This is a genomic window from Streptomyces sp. NBC_01244, assembly GCF_035987325.1.
GTDB lineage: Bacteria > Actinomycetota > Actinomycetes > Streptomycetales > Streptomycetaceae > Streptomyces.
In genome coordinates this window covers 295107-317347 of record NZ_CP108488.1, presented here as the reverse complement: position 1 = coordinate 317347, position 22241 = coordinate 295107, and the positions used below count along the sequence as shown (strand labels likewise).

Below are 22241 nucleotides of genomic sequence, written 5' to 3'. Positions count from 1 at the left end.
TGTCAGCGGGCCGCTTCGGCGGGCCGACTCTCCTCGTGGTAGCCCAGCTCCGAGAGCTTTTGGTAAAGGGAGGCCCGCGAGGTGATGCCGAGCTTGGGGAAGAGGTTGTACAGGTGGGTGCTCACGGTGCGCGGCGAGAGGTAGAGCCTGCGGCCGATCTCCTTGTTGGACAGACCTGATGCCGCCAGCCTGCCGATCTGCAGCTCCTGTCGGGTGAGTTCGGCCGGATTACCGGGCGGACCCGCCGGTACGGGTAGCAGCGGGGTCACGTCCGCACGCTCGTGCTCCTGCTGCGGTCGGCGGATGACGGCACGGACCGCGTCCGTGCGCACCTCGGCCTGCAGGACGCCGCCACCCGTACTGCCACCACCCGCACCCTCGCAGACCCCGTCGCCCCCGTCGCCGTGAGTGCGGCCGCTGCGGTCGAAGGCCAGGCGCAGGAGGGCGCATTCGAAGGGGTGCCGATCCCGCTCGGCCGAGCCCACCGAGGTCTCGAAGAGGGACTCCGCCTGCTGCGGCGGGGCCAGAAGGGCGCGCGCGCCCGCGACCAGGACGAGGTGCCGTCCCGAGCGCTGGGGGAGTCCCGCGGCCTGGGCCGCCGACAGGTGCATGTGCCCCTCGTGGGCTCGCCCGGTCAGCACGGCCGATTCCACCAGGGTCAGGAAGACCCACGGGTGCAAGGGGGACAGGGCGGCACCGTCCGCCGCCGTCCCGGAGGCGCGCAGGGCGTGGGCGTAGGCCTCCGCGTACGCGCCCTCCGACAGGGCGGCCCAGGCGCTCGCCTGGTGGACCATCAGGGATGTCTGCCCGGAAAGGCTGTTCGCCGCGGTCAGTTCGCGGATCAGCGCGCGTGCCGTCCCCGCGTTCCCGCCTGCCGCCGCGATCAGGGCCGACTGGGCCTTGGCGCGCCGGGCCGTGAGGACGAGTCCGTGCTCCTCGGCGAGCCGCCGCATCCGCGAGGTGACCTCCTCGGCGTCGTCCCGGCGGCCGCCGAGGAGGAGGTCGAGCCCGAGGGTGCCGAGCGCGTCGGCGCAGTCCGCGACGGCCCCTCCCCGTTCGCTTGCCCCGACCACCTGCCGCAGCCGGTCCCGGAGCGGGCCCAGCCCGTCCAGGGCGACCGCGAGGTGGGCGAGCCGCAGCACTTCGGCGCTGCCGGCGTCCGCGGGAAGATCCTTGACGGCGGAGTCGAGCCGCGCCGGGTTCCGCGGGGCCCCGTCGGTGACCGGCGCGGAAAGCTCCTTGACGAGACGGGCCCAGGAGGGCCCCGTACTCAGCCGGGAGGCGGTCGCGTGCCACTGCTCCGCGTCGCCCGAGAGCACGGCGAGGGAGAAGAGCCGGGTGAGCAGCGCGTCGCGCCAGGCGCCCCGGGGGCCGGAGCCGTCGCCCGGACCGTCGCCGCACGAGTCGAAGGCTCCCAGGAGCAGTTGGAAGGCGGCCCGGTTGTCACCGTCCCGCTCGGCCAGCAGCTGCGCATGGGCGAGGGCGAAGGCCGGACCCTCCGGCAGGGGTGCCTGCGCCGAAGCCTGACCCAGCAGATCCGCCGCGAGCGCGAACCGCCCGGCCCGCCCGGCGCTGTGGGCGGCGAGCGCCAGCAGTTCGGCGCGTTCGGCGAGGTTCCCGGACAGATCGGCCGCCCGGCTGTGGGCCGTGAGGGCCAAGTGCTCGAAGCCGTGCCGCGCCGCGCGGGCCGCCCCGGCCGCCAGCGCGCCCGCCGCGGCGGGATCGAGTCCTACGGCCGAAGCCGTCAAGTGCCGCACCTGCTCGTCCGGTTCATGGTCGAGCACGGAGGCCAGCGCCCGGTGCGCGGCCCGCACCCGGTCGGGCGCCGCCGCCGCGACCACCGCGGACCGCAGCAGGGGTTCGGTGAACTCGAGCCGCCCCCGCTCCCCGACGACCCGCAGGACACCGGCCTGCTCGGCGGTCACCAGCGCCTCACCCGCGGCCTCCCAGCCGTGGAGGTAGGCGGCCCACACCGTGCGCGTACTGCCGCGCGCCTCCAGGGCGGCCAGCAGAAGCAGTTCCCGTACCTCGTGAGGGAGGGCTTCCACCAGGGGGCCGTACACCCTGCGGAGGGGCGCGCCGAGGGGGAGGAGGGCGGGCAGCGGCTCGTGTCCGGCCAACTGGGCGTCGGACAGGGCTCCGGGCAGTTCGGCCAGCACCAAAGGGCTGCCACCAGCGGCTTCGATGATCCTGCGCCGTGCCTCGGGGGCGAGCGCGGGGTGCCGCGCGTCGAGCATCTCCGCCGCGTCGGTACGGGACAGCGGGCCCAGGGAGCGCGCGACGGTCCGCGCGTCGTCGAGGAGCGGGTCGGCGCTGTCGGCCGTCGCGGCTACGAGGGAGATCCGCGTGCCGGCCAGGCGGCGGTAGAGGAATCCGAACGCCGCACGACTCTCGGGGTCGAACCAGTGGGCGTCGTCGAGAACCAGAAGAACGGGCCGCTCCCGGGCCGATCCCCGGAGCAGAGCGAGGACCGCCGTGGAAAGGCCGAACACATCGGCGCGGGAGGTGTCTCCCGTGTCGAGGGCGGACCGGAGCGCGGCGCGCTGAGGGCAGGGCACCTCGTTCGGTTCCCTCGGTTCGTTCAACTCGTCCTGCACGGACCAGAGGGCCTGGTGCAGTGCCGAGTACGGCAAGGACGCCTCGGTTCGGACACCCGCTGCCCGGAGTACGAGAGCCCCCGCGGCCCGGGCCCCGGCCGCGCAGCCGTCGAGGAGAGCGGTCTTGCCCATGCCCGGCCGGCCGTGCAGCGTCAGCGCCTGCCCGGAGTCCCGACCCGGCAGTGCGCCTATGAGGGCGTCGAGCCGGGCCGTCTCCTGTTCCCTGCCGACCAGTTGCCAGGGGGTCCTCGTCTCAGCGGACTCCATCGTGTTCGCCCCCTTGCTTCGTGTTCCCGTCGGTTCCTCCTTCAGCAGAGCACGCGGATCCGGGGATCCCCGATCCGCCGGCGGGGCCCTGTCCCCTTCGTGCAGGAGGAGTGCCCTCCGGGGCAGCGGGGAGGGGTTCGGAGGTCCGGTTTGAGTAGCCAACACATATCCACCAGCTTGTTCAGGAGGTAGGGATCGGGGTCGGTTCAGGTAGTTCCGGATGCCTAACATGTATCTATACAATGCCGGTTGTGTCGACACCGTGTGCCAGACGGTCGACCCGGCGGGACCGATCCGCGAGCGGGTGGATCCCCAGGAGTCCCGGATGCCTACCCCGGCCGGACGAGGCCCGGCAGGAGCACAGACGACAGCGACGGGAACGGGAAGGGGACCGACATGCCGACCGACATGCTGAGCGAGGAGAGAACGGCGTCCCGGACGACGCTCGCCCTCGCGGTGCACGCCACGGACAGCATCACGGCCAGGGGTGTGGAGCAGTACTTCCGCGCCTTCGAGGACATCGAAGTCCAGGAACCCGGCCGCGAGATGGACGCCGAGGTCCTGCTCGTGATCGCCGGTGAGGTGACGGACGAGGTCATCGACCGGATGGGCTGGGTGGCACAGCGGTCGAGGGTGGGAGGGATGCGGATCGTCCTCGTCGCCAGCGACATCGACGACTGGAAACTCGTCCGGGCCTTCGACCACGGCCTCGTCTGCTTCATGATGCGCAGCACCGCCACCCTGGCCGAGGTGCGGGACACCGTGCTCGCGAGCAGGGCGGGGAGGACGGAACTGCCGGGCAGCATCATCCGCTCCCTCATCGACCGGATGCAGTCGGCACAGCAGGGTGTCTTCGCGCCGTGCGGACCCGACTCGGCCCCCGACGCGTTCTCCCCGCGCGAGATCGACGTACTGCGGCTCCTCGCCGACGGATGGGACACGGTGGAGGTGGCCTGCCGGCTCAACTACTCCGAGCGGACCATCAAGAGCGTGATCACCCACATGATGAGCCGACTGGGTCTGCGCAACCGGTCGCACGCCATCGCCCACGCCATCAGGTCCGGAGTCCTGTAATGGCCGTGGGTCCGGTGCTGGTGAGAGTCGTCGGTGGTGACCCGATCACGGACTTCGCGATGGCGGCCTGTCTGGAGCAGGACGCCCGGGTCGAGGTACTCGACCCCAAGGGGTACGCGCGGACCCAGGTGGTCCTCGCGCTGGCCTTCGGCGTGGGCGGGGACACCCTGACAGGGATCCGCCGCGCGGTGGCCGAAGCTCGGTCTCCCGGGGTACCGGTCGTTCTGGTCGCCGAGTCGATCACCGAGGCCGACCGGGCGCGCGTCGAGGCGCTCGGGCTCGTGGGCCTCGTCCACCGGCCCCAGGCGGACGCCGACATCGTCGTACGGGCCCTGCTCTACGGCCGTGACGCGCAGCAGGGGCCTCCCGACGGGACTCGCGGTCCGCGCGGAGCCGGCGCGGACACCGCGGACGCCCCGCCGGCGGAAGGGCCGTCCGGTCGGGGGACGGACTCGCACCCGCGTGAACTCGACGTGCTGCGACTGCTGTCGGAGGGACTGAGCACCGCGGAGATCTCGGCCCGGCTCAACTACTCCCAGCGCACGATCAAAGCCATCATCCAGCGCATCCTCGTACGACAGGGCCTGCGCAATCGTCCGAATGCCGTGGCGTACGCGCTGCGCCGCAATCTTCTGTGACGGCACATCAACTCTCTTATGCGGAAGGCCTCCACCCGGCAGTTGTCGCCGGGTGGAGGCCTTCCTCCTTCTGCGGGAGAGTGTCGCCGATCAGTACTGGGTGCCGCTGCCCCAGAGGAACCTGCCGCCGGCCGCCTGGATGGTGACGTTGCCGTCGTTCTGCAGGATCAGCTTGGCCCCCGGGTTGCCGTCCGTACGGGTGGACCAGACGGTCTTGCCGTCCGCCGCCAGGACGACCAGGTTGCCGTCGCCCTGGAACACCGCGCGGTCTCCACGACCGGAGGTGCCCGCGGACCAGCGGGCCCGGCCCTTGGCGTCGAAGATGACCAGATTGCCGTTCCGCTGCATGGTCATCGAGATGCGGTTGGTGGAGACGGACTGGCCGCGCTTGATCACGTAGGTGCCGCGCAGGACCTTGGTCTGCCCCTGCTTCGCGGTAGGCGGGGGAACGGGTGCGGGGAGGTTGCGGGCGTTGGCTGTCGGGGGTGTGGGTGCGGGGAGGTTGCGGGCGTTGGCTGTCGGGGGTGTGGGTGCGGGGAGGTTGCGGGCGTTGGCTGTCGGGGGTGTGGGTGCGGGGAGGTTGCGGGCGTTGGCTGTCGGAGGTGCGGCGGCCGGGAGGGTCCTGACCCTCGTCCCGGAGTCGGGGCCTGCCGCCGGGTCGGCCGTCGAGTTGGAGGCCGCCAGGAAGGTCCTGGGCGACCCGCTGTCCGAGTTCGAGTCCGTGTTGCCGGGGCCGCGCCCGCCCTTCCGGCCACCCGCGTCGTCGTTCCGACCGGGTGACGTGGTCCCGGGCGGGCCGTCCGGCTTTCCGCCGGGCTTCGTCCGGTCCTCGGCCCCGGTCTTCTCGATCGCCTTTTCGCCGGCAGGAGTGATCACCGGCGGCTGGTAGACGGAGGTGTCCACCGGACGCGGCGAGCCGGGAGTGGTCTTGGACGGCAGGACGGATGCGGGCTGCCGGAGCCGTTCGGCGGGCTCCGGGGACTTCTCGCCCGTGCCGCCCTGCGCGCTGGGCCAACTGGCGCCGCCGCGCTCCCCGAGCATGGCGACGGGGACGGAGGCCGTGATGTCGCCGACCGCACGTATCGTCTGCTCGGCGTCGGAGCGCTGGCTCACCACCAGCGGTACGGAGACCAGTACGGCTCCCGCGATGGCCGCCGCGGCCATCAGCGGACGCCCGCCCTGGCCGCCGCTCCCACCCGCGGCCTGGCGGGTAGGGGGCGTCGAGCCGTCCGCCGCGGCGCGCGGGGGCGCCGTGGTGGGAGCGGCCGCCGCCGTGCTCGTACGAGTGGAGCCGCCGTCGCCCGGGCCCTCGGCCACCGCCGTGGAGACCGGTGCGGTCGGCGTCGCCGTCGGGCGTGCCGGGCGGGCCTGCGCGGTGGGCCGGGAACGCCTGCGGGCGCGCCCCGCCAGGCGGGTGGGAGCCGGCTCGGCGGCGGACTGGGGTGCGGGTTCGGCCGGGGCGGGCTGCGAGACGAATACCTGCCCGGAGGGGGCCTGTTCCGAAGTGGCGGCGCCGTGGAGGGCCACCGCCTGCCGGATTCTCGGCCGCTCCGTGCTGTCGGGCCGGGCCTCCGGAGGGTCCTGGCTGACGTTCCGTTCCTCTTGTGCCATGGGAATCTCCTGTCTATGGATGTCGGTCCCGCCCTTCAGGACAGGGCGGGTGCGGAACCGGCTGCCGCCGGTCGCCTCGCACCGGGCGGCTCCGTCAGTAGGCCGACGCAGCGCTCGGGCCAGACAGCGGCCTCGTGCCACCGAGGTTCGGAGTCCGCGAGCCACGTGAGCAGCCGTTCCTGGAACAGCGCGTCCTGGGCGTCGAGTTCACCGGGGACGGCTGATGGAGCGGATTCGGGCAGTTCCCGGAGCAGGACCAGCCGGCCGCCGGCCGGGCCGTCCCGCACGCCTAGTACGCGCAGCCGGGTTCCCGCGCGGAACACGACCTCCTCGACGGCGTCGGCGTCGGCGGACCCGTCGTCGAGCAGCGGCCGGATCCGGCGCGAGGTCGCCGACCAGATCAGGTACCGGTCCCCGCCCGTCCGGGGGAGCGGCCGGTCGGCGGCGAGCGCGCTGATGGGAGCGTCGGCGCTCAGTTCCGTACCGGGTACGGGATCGTGCGACGCGCCGCTCGGGCCCGAGCTCCGCAGTGCCGGGCCCCGGTAGGAGGGCAGCCGGCGCAGGCCGGCGTTGACCGCCGCCCGCCGACGGCCTTCCGGCAGGACAGCCGCCCCACCCGTCAGGTGCAGGTGCAGGGCGACGAGGTCGGATCGCATCGCGTCGTCGGCGCGGCTGCGTACGGAGGGCAAGCGGGTCAGCGCCCGGACCACGGCCTGGTGGTGCAGCTCCCAGGCCGGGCCGAGGAGGGTGCGCAGGTCGACGGGGTGGCCCACGGGCACGGTCGGTGCGGAGGCCGGCGCTGGTTCCGGCGCCGCCACCGCCACCGGCTCCGGCTCCGGCGTGGGCTCCGGAGCCGACGGCGCCGGAGGTTCAACGGCTGCCGGCGCCGGGGCCGCTTCCGCCTCAACATCCGCCTCCGCCTGAGCTAACGCCGTCGTTGCCGCTACCGGTACGGCCTGCTCCGCGGGCTCCGCAGTCCGGACCGGGGTGCCCGAGGTCAGCCAGCTCGGCAGGGCGCCTGCTGATGCGGCCGCGCCTGAACCCCCGGGGACGCCGATCTGCGGGAGCGCCAGGAGCTGCGCGGCCTGCGAACTCTCCACCGCCGGGATCGAATTCTCCGCCTCGGGAGCGGCCGGTTGCTCGGCCGGGGCCAGCGAAGGCGCGGTGGAGGACATGAGGGAGGCGGGCGCGGAAACGGCGGCTGCGGGCCGGGCGGGTTGCTGCGGGGGAGCCTCCGCCATGCCGGCGGCCGCGTGCCCCGGCAGGTACGAACTCGCACCCGCACCCGGCAGCCAGCCCCGGCGGGCCAGGCCGATGCCGTGCCGGACCGTGATGCGGCGCAGTTGGGTCAGCTGGTCGGTGGTGCAGTCCGAGTGGATCTGGAGCATGGCGCGTTCGAGGCCCGATGCCTCCAGCCGGGAGAGCATGCCGTCCAGCACGGGCAGCAGCGAGTCGTCCGTGGCGACACCGGGCAGCCCGACGTCGATGGCGAGGACCTCGGCCTCCACCGGGCGCTCCGACGCGCTGGTGTCCTGGCCGGTGGGGCCCACCCACAGCCCCGCGCGGGTCACCGTCACCTGCCAGTCGTCGGAGAGCCGGTACGTCCCGTCCTGCGGCCCGGGGGCCAGTCCGGCGAAGGGCGGCCGCCAGCGCTTGAGACGCCCGCCCGGACCGTCGAGGGGGCCGTAGACCACCGATTCCACGTACGCGTTCCAGGTCGGGTCGCCTTCCGCGGAGATCAGCAGGGTCCGAGACTCGGGAGCCTCGCCGGCCGCCGCGTCGAGCAGTAGCGGCAGTCCCCCCGAGACCTCCACCTCGGTGTCGAGCAGGTGGGCGGCCTCCTTGGCCACCGGCAGTAGGTCCCCGGACCAGGGGACCAGCCGGGTGGCTCGGCGGATCCGGTCCGGCAGGGCGGCCAGCACGCTGGCGACGGCCTCGGCGGAGGTGCCGGCGGCGCCCGGGCCGCCGACGAGCAGGACGGGGCTGCTCGCCTCCATGGGCACCGTGTGCGCGAGCGCCGGCACCGGGGGAGCCGTGTACCGGTCGGGGCGCAGGATGATCCCGGCGGGGATGTGGTCGATGCGGTGCCCTTCGGCGGTGTCGGCCGCAAGCCGGGAGAAGGCGGCCCGCCAGACGGGCACCGGGAAGCGGCGGCCGATGATCTCGGGGGCGCGGTCGGCGGCGAAACGCAGCCAGCGGCGGTGGGTGAAGAGGGTGCCGCCCGGTCCGACGACGGGGACCCCGTTGCAAGCCAGCACCTCGACCGGCCAGGCTTCGGTGATCCGCGCCGCGATGCCGGAGCCCGCGCCGTCGGCCATGACCAGGGTCACGCGGCCGACGTCCCGGCGTACGGCGGCGGCCAGGATGGGGGTGAACTGGTCGAGGAGCGACGCGGTGTCCTCGACCCCGCTGTCCACCAGGAGCACGACGTGGTCCCGGGCCATGGGACCCAGCCACTCGGCGGCGTCCGTGAGGTGCTGGGGCGGGTGCTGCGCGGGATGGAAGAGGTAGACGCCGGGAGCGCCTTCGGGCGCGGGCGGCTCCTGGACCCCGGACGCCGCGGCGTCGTCGGTGCTGCCGGACCCCCGGCGGCCGAGAAAGCTCTGCCAGAGGCTCATGAGCGGGCACCTCCGTCGTGCTGCAGGACCCGCTGCCGCTCACCGCGCGAGGCGGAGGCCCCCAACGGCAGGTCTTCCGGAAGCAGTTGGCTCAGTGCCTCCAGACTGGGATCGGTGAGCCCCCTCAGCCGGCCGGCCTGCCTGGTCATCGTGGTCTCCACGAGCTGGCGGGCCAGGCGCGCGTTGCCGAAGGACTTTCCGCGGGGGGTGGCCTCGAAGAGCAGTCGCAGTGCTTCCAGGGTGTCGGGGGCGCACTGGTAGCCGAGTTCGAGCGTGTGCCGGTCGGCGATGGTCACCAGTTCGTCGGTGGTGTAGTCCTCGAAGGTGATGTGGCGGGAGAAGCGGGAGGCGAGACCGGGGTTGGAATCCAGGAACCGGCTCATCTCGTCGGTGTAGCCGGCGGCGATGACGACCACCTCGTCGCGGTGGTCCTCCATCAGCTTGAGCAGCGTGTCCACGGCCTCCCGCCCGAAGTCGGAGGGGGCGTCGAGCGGGGTGAGGGTGTAGGCCTCGTCGATGAAAAGGACTCCGCCCAGGGCTCGTTCGAAGGCCTCGCGGGTGAGCTGCGCGGTATGGCCGATGTACCGGCCGACGAGGTCGGCGCGGGCCACCTCGACGAGCTGGCCGCGGGGCAGCACCCCGAAGGAGCACAGCAGGTCGGCGTAGAGGCGGGCGATGGTGGTCTTGCCGGTGCCGGGAGGCCCGGCGAACACGAGGTGGTGGCTGATCCTGGGCGCGGCCAGTCCGGCGGCCTGGCGTTGCCGGATCGCCGCGAGGAGGTCGACCACGCCCGCGACCTCCTCCTTCACGGCGGACAGTCCGATCATGCCGTTGAGGCGGGCCAGTACCTCCGAGTCCGCGGGCCGGTCCTCGCCGCCCGAGCTGATCAGGGCGGCCTCCGCCTCGCCCACGTCCTCCGCGACGAGCAGCGCGAGGTCGGCCTGGCTGATCTCGGAGCGGGACGCGAGCCGGAAGGCCTGCCGGTCCACCATCTCCTCGAACACCTTGCGGGCGGCGCGTCCGTTGCCGAAGCTCGCGTCCCGGGGCATCCGGGTGAAGTGCAGGGCCAGGGCCTCGCGAGCGGTCGGGGCGAGCTGGTAGCCGTGGGCGGCGCACATGTTCTCGACGATCGTGACGAGTTCGTCGACGGTGTAGTTGATGAACTCGATGCTCTTGGTGAACCGGGAGGCGAGTCCGGGGTTGGCGGAGAGGAAGGCCTGCATCTCCTTGGAGTAGCCGGCGACGATGACGACGACCTCGTCGCGGTGGTCTTCCATCAGCTTGACCAGGGTATCGATGGCTTCCTGGCCGAAGTCGGCCCCGGAGCCCTTGCTGTCGGAGAGCAGGGTGTAGGCCTCGTCGATGAACAGGACTCCACCGATGGCCCGTTCGAAGGTCTCGGTGGTCTTGATGGCGGTACCGCCGATGATCTGGGCGACCAGGTCGGCCCGGGAGACCTCCACGATGTGGCCCGAGGGGAGCGAGCCCAGCTCGGCGAGGATGCTGCCGTACAGCCGGGCCACGGTGGTCTTGCCCGTACCCGGCGGACCCGCGAAGACGAGGTGACGGCTCATGGGAGGTGCGGGCATCCCGAGGCTGGCGCGCTGCTGGGCCAGCCTGTTGAGGTTGATCAGCGTACTGACCTGGTGTTTGACGCCTTCCAGGCCGACCAGGGCGTCCAGTTCGCCGAGCGGCCCCTTCGGCGCCGTGTCGGGGGCCGTGCCGCCCGCCCCGGCCTGGGCCGGGGCGCCGCTGCGGCCGCCGGTTTCCGACGGGGCCGCCTCCTGCTTCGGGGCGCCCTCCCAGATGTCGGCGGCGCCGTTGCCCGTGCTCACCAGCCCGTCCACCGAGAGCCGGGTCCCCGGACGCGAATGCCGCAGTCCGGCGCCCCGGTTGCCCCGGACCGCGCACCCCGCGATGGTGACTTGTTCGGCGCTGTCGACCCGGATGCCGTCGCCCGTACTGTCGGCGAACCCGCAGGAGTTGAGGGCCGCCCGGGCGCCTGCCGCGACCAGGATGCCGTGGGCGCCCGCCTCCTTGACGTCCACCCGGGTCATGGACAGCTCGCCGCCGTCCTCCACCGAGACGCCCTCGGTCCCCGTACCGCTGATCTCGCAGTCCCGCAGGGAGCCCCGGCCGAGGGCGCCGACCGACACCCCGGCCTGCTTGGAGCCGCGCAGTGCGGTGTTGCCGACGTGCGGGTTGCCGTGCCCCTCGATGCGCAGGGCCGCCGAGCCCGTGTTCTCGACCTCGCAATGTTCGAGCCGGCCCCGACCGTCCTCGGCGACCTCGATCCCGAAGCCCTTCGATCCGTTGACGCGTACGCGCCGCAGCAGTGGATTGGCCCCCGAGCGCACCGAGATGCCGTGGCCGCCGGCGTCGATGACGTCGAGCCTGTCGATCTCCGCGACCGACTCGTCCAGGAGGAGTACGGCGACGCCCTCGGTGTCCCGCACCGTCGTCCCGGTCAGTACCGGACTGCTGGACTCGGTTATCCGCACGGCCGCCTGCGCGGAGGTGCGGAACACGCAGTCCTCGTACGTACCACGGGACTTGCCGGTGACGAGCAGGCCGCTGCCGCGGGTATCGGCGGTGCCGCAGCGGCGCAGCAGGGGGTCCGATCCGGCGGCCACGACCATGCCGTGACCGGTGGTGTCGGTCACCTGGACGTTCTCCAGGACGGTGCGGGACGTACTGGTGACATAGACGCCGACGGTCACCCCGGTGACCGTGACGTCCTGCACGGTGACGCTGCTGGAACCCTCCAGGGCCACGGCCGGTTTGTCGGTGGAGGAGATCTCGCAGTTCTCGACGGAGCCGCGGGCCTGCCCGTTGGCCAGGATCCCGTTGCCCCGCGCGTCGCGCAGCCGGCAGCCGCGCAGGCTGAGCCGGCCCTGGTCCACGATGACGACCGCGGAGGTGCCCAGGTGCTCGATGACCGAATCCTCCACGGCGCTCGGCTGGGCGGAGGTCGCCACGATGCCGGCTCCGTCCGGGTTGGTGATCCGGCAGTCCCGCAGGGCGAGCGAGCCGGAGTCGGAGGCCCACACGGCCGCCCATCCCTTGCCGACCACTTCGCAGTCCTGCATGGCCAGTTGGCCCCGGGCGGCGTGGACGACGGGCACGTCGCTCTCCCCGCCGCGGACCAGGAGGTCGGTGAGCATGACCGCGTCGGCGGTCAGGGTGATCGCCGTGTCGCGGCGCGGGGCGATCTCCACGCTCCCCTTGGGGCCGTCGGCGACGATCGTGACCTGCGTACCCACGAGCAGGTTCTCCACGTACCGCCCGGGCTGCACGCTGATGACCGCGCCCGTTCGGGCGTGGGCAAGCGCTTCCTTGATGGTCCGGTACTCGCCGGAGCCGTTGTGATCGACGGTGAGTACCTGGCGTACCACGACGGTGCCTCCCCTGATGGTGCAGTGATGCGGCGATGTGTGCCGCGGATCGCGCCGACTCACAGGCTGCCGGGCGGCGGTGGGGCGAAGCCACCGAACAATGACTGGTTGCGACGACGTAGGGCGGGCGGTCGATGACGTAGATTCCGCCGCTGCGGCCCCCGGCATACCGAACTCCGTCCGCCCATACAGCTGTTGGGCGAGGCGGCTTCTACGCTGCGCTCATGAGAGCGATGCGACGGGGCGCGGCCCCCCTGATGTCGGCGATGGCTCTGGTCGCCGTCGCGGCCGCACCCGGCGAGGCCGCCGGGTCCGAGGACGAGGCCCTGCCGGTGGTCGTACGGGCCCTGGCGGACGATGCGCCCTGCAGGCCCGCCTCCGACAAACGGGCCGAACAGCCCCCGTGGACGCAGGACATGCTCGGCCTGGAGCGCGTGTGGCGGATGGCGCGCGGACAGGGGGTCACCGTCGCCGTGGTCGGGACCGGAGTCGGCACCACGATCCCGGCGCTCGCCGGCCGGGTGACCGCCCTCGGGGCCGAGAGCGGGCAGGACTGCGTGGGCCACGGCAGCTTCGTCGCCGGGCTGATCGCCGCCGCCCCGCGCGAGGGCTCCGGCTTCACCGGGGTGGCCCCCGAGGCGCGGATCCTCGCGGTCCGGGCCACCACTCCGAGAGGCGCGACCACCCCGGCCGCGGTGGCGCGGGGGGTCGAGGCAGCCGTCGGCGGCGGTGCCAAGGTGATCGCCGTGCCCTACGCGTTCCCCGACCGCAGCGCCGAACTGACCGCCGCCGTGCAGCTGGCTCAGCGCGCCGACGCCCTGGTGGTGGCGCCCGCCGTGCCCGACCAGCCGCCCCGCCAGGGCGGCGCGGAGGCCGCGAAGCCCCGGGACCACTGGCCGGCGGCCGAGCCCGGGGTGCTCTCCGTCGTGGACTTCGCCTCCAACGGATCCCGCCCGGCGAACGCGGTCGTACCGCTCCACGCCGACCTCGGCGCCCCCGGGGACGGGGTCGTCAGCGTGGGGCCGGGCGGCGAGGGCGCCTTCACCGGGTCCGGCTCCTCCCTCGCGGTGGGCTTCGCCGCGGGCGCGGCGGCCCTGGTCCGGTCCTACGAACCGGACCTGAGCGCCGACCGGACCCGGACCCGGCTGCTGGGCGGCTCGTACACGGCCGCCGTACCGCGCCTGGACCCGTACGCGGCCGTCTCGGGCGTGCTCCCGGCCGACTCGGCGCCGGCCCTGGAGCAGGCCGCTCCCGTCACCCTGCCGGTCGCGGCCCCGGACGGGGGCGCCCGGGCGCGCAGCATGCTGATCGCGATGGGCGGCCTATCCCTGGTCCTCCTCGTCGGAGCCCTCGGCTGGCTGCTGCCGAGGGCGCGGGCGCGCGGCTGGCGGGCCGGCTGAGCGGGGAGCCACTGGAGCGGTCCGCGGTCCGCGGTCCGCGGTCTGCCGGCCCCGGCCCGGCGGCCCCGCTCAGTCCTCCAGGAGCGCGGTCTGGATCATCAGGCTGCGCCGCCTGGCGATCCGTACGGCACGGCCCGGCGGCAGCAGCTTCGGCTTCACGTTCCCGATGAACGTCCCCTCGCTCGGCGGGCACGACATCAGCAGCGCCGTGCTGTTCGCGTCGATCAACGTCCGGATCACACTGTCCGAAGCACCGCGCACGGCGCCCGACGAGGCCCTCGCCACGACCATGTGCAGGCCCACCTCGAAACCGAGGGGTACGTGCGGGAGCAGGGATTCCAGCGGGGAGTTGAAGCCGCTGCCCACCATCTCGTAGTCGTCCACCAGGACGAACAGCCGCGGCCCCTCCCACCAGTCGCACAGCCGCATCCGGGCCGGCGGGATGTCCTCGCCCGGGGTCCGCTGCGACATGACCTGGGCCACGCCCTGGGCGTACTCGCGCAGCGCGTCCCCCGACACGGCCTGGCCCAGCCGGTACTCGGGCGGCACCGCGTCGACCAGTTCGCGCCGGAAGTCGGCGATCAGGATCTTCGCCTCCGAGGGGGAGTAGCGGGAGACGATCGACCGGGCCAGAGACCGCAGCAGGTTGGTCTTCCCGCACTCGGTGTCCCCGACCACCACCAGGTGCGGGCTCTCCTCGAAATCATGGTGCACGGGCTGGAGTTCGTTCTCGTCGATGCCGATCGGCAGCCGGTGCCCCTGCGGCGCGGGCAGTTGCCCGTACCCGAGGCGCGCGGGGAGCATGCGGACCGTCGGCGCTCCCGGGCGTCCGGCCCAGCCGTCGGACACGGCGCTCACCAGGCCCGCCACGCCGTCGGCGAGGTCGTCGACCGACTCGGCGCCGTCGATCCGCGGCAGCGCCGTGAGGTAGTGCAGCTTGGTCTGGGCGGTCAGTCCCCGACCCGGCGTGTTCGCGGGCACGGTCGCCGCCTTGCGCATGTCGATGGAGGAGTCCATCGGATCGCCCATGCGGAGCTCCAGCTTGGTGCCGACGGCCTCGCGCAGGACGGGGGTGAGCTCCATCCAGCGCGCGGTCGACAGGATCAGGTGGATCCCGTAGTTGAGCCCGCGTTGCGCGATCTTGTTGATGTCGTCGACGAGGTGGTCGAAGTCCTGGCGCACGGTAGGCCAGCCGTCGATGACGAGGAAGACGTCACCGAAGGGCTCGTCGGCGAACTCCCCGGCCGCCCGGCGACGCCGGTACCCGGTGACCGTGTCGATGCCGTGGTCCAGGAAGAACTGCTCCCGCCGGCCGAGCAGCACGCTCACCTCGCTGACCGTTCGCCCCACCCGGTCCTCGTCCAGTCGACCCGTCACCCCGCCCACATGCGGGAGCCCGGCCAGGCCCGAGAGGGAACCGCCACCGAAGTCCAGGCAGTAGAACTGGACTTCGCGCGGGGTGTGGGTCAGTGACAGCGAGGTGATCAGGGTGCGCAGCATCGTCGATTTGCCGCTCTGCGGCCCGCCCGCGATCCCCACGTGCCCGCCCGCCGCCGACAGGTCGACGGTGAGCAGGTCCCGCAGCTGCTCGAAGGGCCGGTCGACCACCCCGACCGGGACGCGCAGCCGGGGCTCCGCGTCGACGGCGCTCAGCCCGCGCTCGTGGTGCGGTTCCAGCGGCGGCAGCAGCATGTCCAGGGGCGGGGAGGCGGCCAGCGGCGGCAGCCACACCTGGTGGGCCGCCGGCCCGGAGCCGAGCAGCCGGCCCACGGCCACCGACAGCAGCGAGTCGGACTCCTCCTCGGCCGCGGCCCGCGCCTCTTCCTCAGAAGGCTCCACCGGCTGGCGCGGCACCACCCAGGTGGTGGTCCACGGCACTATCTGGTTGGCCACCCGGGAGGTCGAGACGGCTCCGCTCCGGCTCCGGTACGCACCCGACACGTACGCGGCGCGGAAGCGGGTCAGCTCCTCCACACCGGTCTTCAGGTAGCCGTTGCCCGGCTCGGGCGGCAGCAGATAGGCGTCCGGCACGCCCAGGACTCCCCGGCTCTCCATCGCGGAGAAGGTGCGTAGCCCGATCCGGTACGACAGGTGGCTTTCAAGCTGGTGCACCCGGCCCTCGTCCAGCCGCTGCGAGGCGAGCAGAAGGTGGACGCCCAGCGAGCGGCCCAGTCGGCCGATCATGACGAACAGGTCCATGAAGTCGCGGTGTGCGGAGAGGAGTTCGCTGAACTCGTCGACCACGACCACCAGGCTCGGCAGCGGGGCCAGTGGGGCGCCGCCGGCCCGGGCCTGTTCGTAGTCCAGGGCCGAGGCGTAGTTGCCGGCCTGCCGCAACAGCTCCTGTCGGCGCATCAGTTCACCGTGCAGGGCGTCCTGCATGCGGTCCACGAGGGCGGCCTCGTCGGAGAGGTTGGTGATGACCGCCGAGACGTGGGGGAGGGTGTCCAGCCCCAGGAAGGTCGCGCCGCCCTTGAAGTCGACGAGGACGAAGTTGAGCCGCTCCGAGGAATGCGTCAGCGCCAGCCCGAGCACCAGGGTGCGCAGCAGCTCGCTCTTTCCGGAGCCGGTCGCCCCGATGAGCATGCCGTGCGGTCCCATGCCGCCCTGCGCGGACTCCTTCAGGTCCAGCTCCACCGGGACGCCGTTGCCGGCCAGTGCGATCGGCACCCGCAGGTGCTGGTGGGCGGTGCGGCGCTGCCACAGGGTGGAGGGCTCGTGGCGGCGCAGGTCGTTGATGCCCAGCAGCCCGGTCAGCTGGATGTCCGAGGCCAGCGGTTCGGCGGATTCCCCGCCCGTCGTCGCCCGGAAGGGAGCCAGCTCCTTGGCCAGGGCCCGGGCCGCGTTCGGCCCCAGGGCGTCGGGGACCCCGAGCACCGTCGACTGCTCCCGCCGGTTGCTGTCCGTACGGATCAGCTCGACGCGGCCCTCGGTCAGCCCCAGCCGCAGGGTGGTGCGGCCCGGACGCCAGCGCAGTTCCCCGGACAGGTCGACGACCACGCAGTTGCGGAAGCCCGCGCCGTCGAACCGGTGCCCGGTGGACACGCCGCCCCCGTCGACCACCACGACCACCAGGGGCTCGTCCCGGGTGGGTGAGGCCGTCGGGTCGAACGGCGGGCGCTCGGTGAACTCGGCGCCGATCAGGTCGGTGAGGTCGCCGACCGCCGAGGCCGTCATCCGGGTCGGTCCCGCGCCGTCCGTGGCCTGCGGGTGCAGCGCGTGCGGAAGCCACTTCGCCCAGTCCCATTCCTCCTTCACCTCGTCCGAGACGCACAGCGCGATCCACAGGTCGTCCGGGCTGTGCAGGGTGGCCAACTGCGCGAGCACGGCCCGCGCGAAGGCCCGCGCCTCCTCCGGTTCCCCGCGCACGAGCACCCGCGACCACGCCCTCAGGTACACGGCGATGGGCTGGTCGGGTACCTGCGCGTACGCCTCCACGAAGCAGCGCAGCGCGTGCGCCGTCAGCGGTTCCAGGTCCTCCACCGGGCGGGTGGTCACCGGAGCCAGGCGCAGCCCCAGCCGCTGCGGTCCGCGGGCGATCCGTACCTCGGCGAAGTCCTCGTCGCTCACCCGCCGCTCCCACAGCCGGCCGGAGCGCGCCAGCGACCACAGCGCCCCCGGCGCGGGATGCCGCCAGGCCAGGGCCTCGCCCTGCTCCACGACGGCCCTGCGCACCCGCCGCCGGACCTGCGACAGATAGCGCAGGTAGTCGCGCCGCTCCCCGTTCATCTTCGACTTGCGCTCGCCCCGGCGCTGCATGGCCTGGCCGACCAGCATCGCCACCATGCCCATCGCCATCATGCCGACCGCCACGTACATGAACACGCCGCCCGCGCCCGGCCGCAGGAACATGAACATCATCGACATCGACATCATGCCCATGGGCAGGAACGTCCAGATGCCGCCGGCGTTCGGCTGGGCCTCGGCCAGCACCGGCGGCTCCTGGAGGTTCAGTTCACCGTCCGGCATCTCCGGCCCGCGCCGGCGGGCCGGCCTGCGGAAGAGGACCACGCTCACGGGCTGCTCCTTCGTCTGGGCGCGCCACTAGACGTCACTACATGTCACCGCGCGTCCGCGCGCGCCTGTACGTGTCTGCGCGGACGGGTGGGGCGCTTCGGGATTCGCACCCTAGGTGCCGTCACGGCAGGCTCGGCCGGGGCCGGGGGAAACACCGTCATCCGGGCCGGGAAGTTGCGTCATTCGTCGGAAGGGAGGGGGCCTCGTGCGCCCGTAGTGTGCGGCCCATGAGTGAGAGTCCCCTCGCCGGTCTGAGCCGCCTGACCATCCACATGCCCGGCCGGAGAGTCGAGTTGGCGGCTCCGACCGACATACCCGTGTCCGACCTGTTGCCGGCGCTGCTCTCCTTCGCCGGCAGTGCGGCGGAGGAGACCACCGTCGAGGGGCAGGGCTGGGTGCTCCAACGCCTGGGCGGTGCACCGCTCGACGAGGAGGGCACCCTGTCCACCCTCGACGTGCGCGACGGCGAGACCCTGTACCTGCGGTCCGCCGCCGACGCCATGCCGGAGGCCCATTTCGACGACATCGTCGACGGGATCTCCACGGTGATGGGACGCCTCGGCGGCGACTGGACCGAGTCCAGCAGCCGCGCCTTCGTCCGGGTCGTCGCCGCCACGCTCCTCGCCGCCGTGGCCCTGGTCCTGGCCATGCCCGGGCTGCCGCCCTTCGACCGGGGGCTGACGGCCGCGCTGTGCGGCGTACTCCTCCTGGCGGGCGCGGGCACCGCGAGCCGGGCCGTCGGCGACGCGTTCACGGCGGTCGTGCTGGGGTGCGCCGCCGTCCCCTTCCTGGCCCTGGCGGGCTGGCTGCTGCCCGGTGGACCCCCCGGCGCGGACCTGCTCGGCCCCCGGCTGCTGTCCGGCGGCGCCGCCGCGGCCGGCGGCGCAGTACTCGCCCTGTCGGTGGTGGACGCCTCCGCGGCCGTCTTCCTCTCCGTCGGGGTGGTCGCCGCCTTCGGGACCGCTGCCGGCGGTCTGATCGCCGCCACCGGCTTTCCGCCCTCCGACGTCGCCGCGGTGGTCGCCGTCTGGGCCGTGATCCTCGGTGGGTTCGTCCCTGCACTGGCCTTCCGGATGTCCGGCATGCAGATGCGGCCCCTGCCCACCTCGCCCGAGGAACTCCAGCAGGCCATCGAACCGCACCCGAGCGAGGACGTGGCCCGGCGAGCGGTGACCGCGAACGCCTGGCTCACCGCCCTCTACGCCGCGACCGGCCTCGTCTGCACCGTCTGCGTCACCGTGCTCGCCCGGCACTTCGGCCTCGCCGAGGCCGTCACCGCGGCCACCCTGACGGGGCTGCTGCTCCTGCACGGCCGCAACCTCGGCAGCGTCTGGCAGCGGGCGTCCATCCTGGCCCCCGGGGTCTGGGGCGTCGCCGTCCTCGCCATGGCCTGGGCCGGGGCTCTCGACGCCGGCGGCAGGCTCGGCCTGGTGGCGGCCCTGGTGGCACTCGCCATCGCCCTCACCATCGCGATCTGGACCGTACCCGGACGACGGCTGGTCCCCTACTGGGGACGCGCGGCGGAGCTCCTGCACTCCCTGGTGGCGCTCGCTCTGCTGCCCCTCGCCCTGTGGGTGCTGGGCGTGTACGGCCTGGCACGCGAGCTGACCGGCTGACGCGGAGACCGCCCGTATCGCTGCCCGCAGCCCCTCGCAGACATCCCGAACACCGACGAGCAGCCCGGAGGGCCCCGTGCAGTCAAGGCGCGACCAGGTACAGGCCCATCTCTTCCAGATGGGCCGCCTCACCTCCGGAATGCTCCGCGCCAACCCGGACCATCTCGAGCCCCCCGGCGGGCGCACCAACCGCGGGATGACCTTCGGGCTGGTCATCGGCGTGGTCGCGGTCCTCGTCTCGGCCCTCTGGGGCCTCTTCTCCCCGGGCACCTCTTCCAGTTGGCGGGCGGAGGGCACCCTGGTGCTGGAGAAGGACACCGGGAACCGGTACGTGTACGCCCAGGGGCGGCTGCGCCCCGTCCTGAACTACGCCTCCGCGCGCCTGCTGCTCGGCGGCACGATGAAGTCCGCGACGGTGGGCAGCAAGGCCACGAAGGACGCCGCGCACGGCCCGCCCGTGGGGATCCCCGGCGCTCCCGACTACCTCCCCGGCCGCAAGAGCCTGCTGTCCACCCCCTGGCAGGTGTGCGCGGCCACCACCAGGCAGACCTCCCGGGAGGTGGTCGTACGGACGCGCCTCGCCCTCGGCGGGGCCCAGGGCGGGCGGCCGCTGGGCCCCGGTGAGGGGCTCCTCGTGCAGGGGCCCGACGGACGCCGCTCGGTGCTCTCGGGAGGGGAGCGCCACCTCCTGGACGAGGCCACCGGCGCGGCCACCTCGCTCGGTTACGGATCGGCCCCGGTGCACCCCGTCTCGGCGGCCTTCCTCGTCGCGCTCCCCGCCGCCGCCGACCTCGCCGCGCCTGCCGTACCGGGCCGCGGAGAGCCCGGACCGGCGCTCGACGGGAGCCCGACCCGCATCGGCCAGGTCCTCAGCGTGCAAGTCCCGGGCGGCACGGGCCAGGTCCACCTGCTGCTGCGCGAGGGACTGACTCCGCTCACCGAGACGGAGACCGCCCTCGTCCTCGGCGACCCCGAGACCCGAAAGGCCGCGTACGAGGGCCAGAGCCCGACCGCGCGCCCGGTCGGCGCGGAGGCCGCCCGCGGGCACCTGGCGCCCGCGACGGGCCGTCCCGCCGGTTCCGGACTGCCGGCCTCGCCGCCCCGTCTGGTGCCGATCCCCGGCGGCACCGAGCCCTGCGCCCTGGTCCGGCCGAGCGACGGCACGGGCACGGGCGTCAGCGTCGCCTTCGCCCCCGCCGCCGTAGCCGAGGACCACGTGGCGCAGCCCCCGGCGCACGGGGTGGCCCCGGCCTGCCTGCCCGTGGACCGGGTGGAGGTGCCGCCCGGCAAGGGAGCCCTGATCCAGGCCCTGAGCAGCTCGGGCACCCGGATGGGCGACACCGTCTTCCTCGTCACCGACTCGGGCGTACGCCACCCGGTGGCCTCGGCCGGGGCCCTGACGGCGCTCGGCTACACGGCCGCCGACGTACGCGGTCTGCCCTCGGCTCTGCTCATGACCCTGCCGACCGGCGCGACCCTGGATCCGGCGGCAGCGGCCAAGGCCCCCGCGGTGGACTCCGGGGCTCCGCGCAGGAGTTGCCCGGGCGCCGCCGAGGTGCCGGCCGCCGGGGGGCAGCCCGCGCGGTCCGTCAACGCAGTCTCACCAGCGGGCAGTTGACGTAGATCAGGCTTCGCGGCGGCAGGTACGTCACACAACGGATTCGCCCGGGGGGCAGGGAGAAGCACACTCGAACCTCAGGACACGACACTCACGGAAAGGGTGATCCCGATGGCCGATATCCCCGGCGGAGCATACAAAACCGTAGTCGAGGCGAACCTCAAGGTCGCCGAGCTGATGCAGAACGCCCACGACGACATCACCCGGATCCGCGGCATCGTCCACTCCTCGGCCAACGAGCTGGTGGGCCCCAGTGGTTACGGCGGCGCCGACGGCAAGGCGTACCAGGACCTCCTCGCCGCGTGGGACGCCGACGTGATGAAGGTCGAGCGGGGCCTGGAAGGCGTCAAGGAGACCATGATCAGGAACTCCGGCCGTCAGACGGACCTTCAGGACACCACCACCGGCCAGATCACGCGCATGCAGAACGCCATCGCCGGCCTCAAGGGCTGATCCGTCCGGCCCCACGGACCCCATCGGCGGCCCCGTAGAAGTCCAGACCGCCCGCCGCGGCTCCGCATCGCATCCGGCAGCAGACGCAGACGAAGGAGGACCTCGTGCCCGAGGCCAGTTACGACCACGGATCCATCAACATCCACTACGCCACGACCGATGGCGTGACCGCCCAGCTCATCAACGCGAGCGAGGCGATCGACACCGTCCTGAACAACCTCCAGACGGCCATCGCCCAGTGGGCGGACAGCTGCGTCGGTATGGACAAGGGCGCCTTCAACGAGAAGATCGTCGAGTGGCACGGCTACGTCGACCACGCGGCGCAGGCCGTCGCCGGCAGCGGCAAGCTGCTCCGCGACATCGCGGAGGGCTACGGAGTCCTCGACCGCGGCCTGGCCAACGACTGGGGCAACCTCCAGGTCTACTGACCACCCCTCCGGACCCAGGGAGCATCCCGGTGCCCACCCAGGCGCAGCTCACCAAGCTCGACACCCCGGCGGTCAACGCCTTCGTCAACGGGCCGCTCACCGAGTTCCTCACCGCGATCGAAGACCTCGGCAAGGACTCGGGCAGTGCCCTCTCGCCCCGCAACATCGCCCGGGGCTACACCAATCCGGACACCTTCTCGCTCCAGAAGCCGCTCGGCATGGGGCTGATGGCGAGCGGGGACACGGTGCACGGATCGACCCTCAACACCACCACGCTCAAGTTCACGCAGAGCATCGACGTGATGCTCCAGAACATGACGAACCTCTCGCAGGAGATCAAGGACACCCTCCTGAAGATGGTGGAGGAGTTCCTGAAGAAGCAGGGGACCACCCTCGACGACATCAAGGCACAGGAGTTCCTCAACACGATCAAGTCGGCCGGCAGCCCGAACGACCCGACCAAACCGCCGACCGACCCGACCAAGACCGGCGCCTGAGCGCCGGACCCG

The 22241-nt window shown here is 73.1% G+C and carries 13 protein-coding genes; 8 read left to right on the top strand and 5 right to left on the bottom strand.

The features are described 5' to 3' along the window. Positions 1 to 2: 2 nt before the first annotated feature. On the bottom strand, positions 3 to 2864 hold the full coding sequence (locus tag OG247_RS01310) for a helix-turn-helix transcriptional regulator (RefSeq protein ID WP_327250400.1): 2862 nt from the start codon (positions 2862 to 2864) through the stop codon (positions 3 to 5). A 396-nt stretch (positions 2865 to 3260) separates the two neighbouring features. Here OG247_RS01310 and OG247_RS01305 point away from each other — a divergent pair, with 396 nt between their 5' ends. Together OG247_RS01305 and OG247_RS01300 are read left to right on the top strand one after the other, a co-directional pair. Further along, a complete protein-coding gene (locus tag OG247_RS01305; RefSeq protein ID WP_327250399.1) occupies positions 3261 to 3938 on the top strand; it encodes a helix-turn-helix transcriptional regulator in 678 nt (225 codons plus the stop codon). Further along, entirely contained in the window at positions 3938 to 4576 is a 639-nt protein-coding gene (locus OG247_RS01300) for a helix-turn-helix transcriptional regulator (RefSeq protein WP_327250398.1), read from the top strand. Before OG247_RS01305 ends, OG247_RS01300 begins: the two co-directional genes overlap by 1 nt. Before the next feature lie 90 nt (positions 4577 to 4666). On the opposite strand, the gene OG247_RS01295 is transcribed toward OG247_RS01300, so the two are convergent. Genes OG247_RS01295 through OG247_RS01285 form a run of 3 tightly spaced genes read right to left on the bottom strand, consistent with a single transcriptional unit; the run spans position 4667 to position 12200 of the window. Beyond that, positions 4667 to 6187, bottom strand: coding sequence for a hypothetical protein (locus tag OG247_RS01295; RefSeq protein ID WP_327250397.1), 1521 nt, complete (start codon positions 6185 to 6187; stop codon positions 4667 to 4669). A 35-nt stretch (positions 6188 to 6222) separates the two neighbouring features. After that, a complete protein-coding gene (locus tag OG247_RS01290) occupies positions 6223 to 8805 on the bottom strand; it encodes a hypothetical protein (RefSeq protein ID WP_327250396.1) in 2583 nt (860 codons plus the stop codon). Further along, the gene (locus tag OG247_RS01285) at positions 8802 to 12200 is read right to left on the bottom strand and encodes a right-handed parallel beta-helix repeat-containing protein (protein ID WP_327250395.1); all 3399 of its coding nucleotides are present in this window, start codon (positions 12198 to 12200) and stop codon (positions 8802 to 8804) included. The genes OG247_RS01290 and OG247_RS01285 overlap by 4 nt, the downstream gene beginning before the upstream one ends. 224 nt (positions 12201 to 12424) lie before the next feature. On the opposite strand from OG247_RS01285, the gene OG247_RS01280 reads away from it, so the two are divergent. After that, complete coding sequence (locus OG247_RS01280; RefSeq protein WP_327250394.1) at positions 12425 to 13600, top strand: S8 family serine peptidase; 1176 nt, start codon at positions 12425 to 12427, stop codon at positions 13598 to 13600. 69 nt (positions 13601 to 13669) lie between these two features. Here OG247_RS01280 and eccCa read toward each other — a convergent pair whose 3' ends face one another. After that, entirely contained in the window at positions 13670 to 17617 is a 3948-nt protein-coding gene (gene eccCa, locus OG247_RS01275) for a type VII secretion protein EccCa (protein ID WP_327250393.1), read from the bottom strand. A gap of 227 nt (positions 17618 to 17844) precedes the next feature. Here eccCa and eccD point away from each other — a divergent pair, with 227 nt between their 5' ends. From eccD to OG247_RS01250, 5 genes are all read left to right on the top strand, one after another. After that, the gene (eccD, locus tag OG247_RS01270; RefSeq protein ID WP_327250392.1) at positions 17845 to 19233 is read left to right on the top strand and encodes a type VII secretion integral membrane protein EccD; all 1389 of its coding nucleotides are present in this window, start codon (positions 17845 to 17847) and stop codon (positions 19231 to 19233) included. A gap of 76 nt (positions 19234 to 19309) precedes the next feature. Then, positions 19310 to 20851 carry a type VII secretion protein EccB gene (gene eccB, locus OG247_RS01265; protein ID WP_327250391.1) on the top strand — a complete coding sequence of 514 codons (1542 nt, stop codon included), beginning with the start codon at positions 19310 to 19312 and terminating at the stop codon, positions 20849 to 20851. Between the two features lie 111 nt (positions 20852 to 20962). Beyond that, a complete protein-coding gene (locus OG247_RS01260; RefSeq protein ID WP_327250390.1) occupies positions 20963 to 21304 on the top strand; it encodes a hypothetical protein in 342 nt (113 codons plus the stop codon). A 104-nt stretch (positions 21305 to 21408) separates the two neighbouring features. Further along, entirely contained in the window at positions 21409 to 21732 is a 324-nt protein-coding gene (locus OG247_RS01255) for a WXG100 family type VII secretion target (RefSeq protein WP_327250389.1), read from the top strand. Between the two features lie 29 nt (positions 21733 to 21761). Beyond that, the gene (locus tag OG247_RS01250) at positions 21762 to 22229 is read left to right on the top strand and encodes a type VII secretion system-associated protein (protein ID WP_327250388.1); all 468 of its coding nucleotides are present in this window, start codon (positions 21762 to 21764) and stop codon (positions 22227 to 22229) included. Positions 22230 to 22241: the final 12 nt, after the last annotated feature.

Coding starts and splice junctions, on each gene's coding strand:
- eccD (WP_327250392.1), top strand. CDS start 17,845: ATGAGTGAGAGTCCCCTCGCCGGTCTGAGCCGCCTGACCATCCACATG.
- OG247_RS01290 (WP_327250396.1), bottom strand. CDS start 8,805: ATGAGCCTCTGGCAGAGCTTTCTCGGCCGCCGGGGGTCCGGCAGCACC.
- OG247_RS01305 (WP_327250399.1), top strand. CDS start 3,261: ATGCCGACCGACATGCTGAGCGAGGAGAGAACGGCGTCCCGGACGACG.
- OG247_RS01260 (WP_327250390.1), top strand. CDS start 20,963: ATGGCCGATATCCCCGGCGGAGCATACAAAACCGTAGTCGAGGCGAAC.
- OG247_RS01300 (WP_327250398.1), top strand. CDS start 3,938: ATGGCCGTGGGTCCGGTGCTGGTGAGAGTCGTCGGTGGTGACCCGATC.
- OG247_RS01310 (WP_327250400.1), bottom strand. CDS start 2,864: ATGGAGTCCGCTGAGACGAGGACCCCCTGGCAACTGGTCGGCAGGGAA.
- OG247_RS01280 (WP_327250394.1), top strand. CDS start 12,425: ATGAGAGCGATGCGACGGGGCGCGGCCCCCCTGATGTCGGCGATGGCT.
- OG247_RS01295 (WP_327250397.1), bottom strand. CDS start 6,187: ATGGCACAAGAGGAACGGAACGTCAGCCAGGACCCTCCGGAGGCCCGG.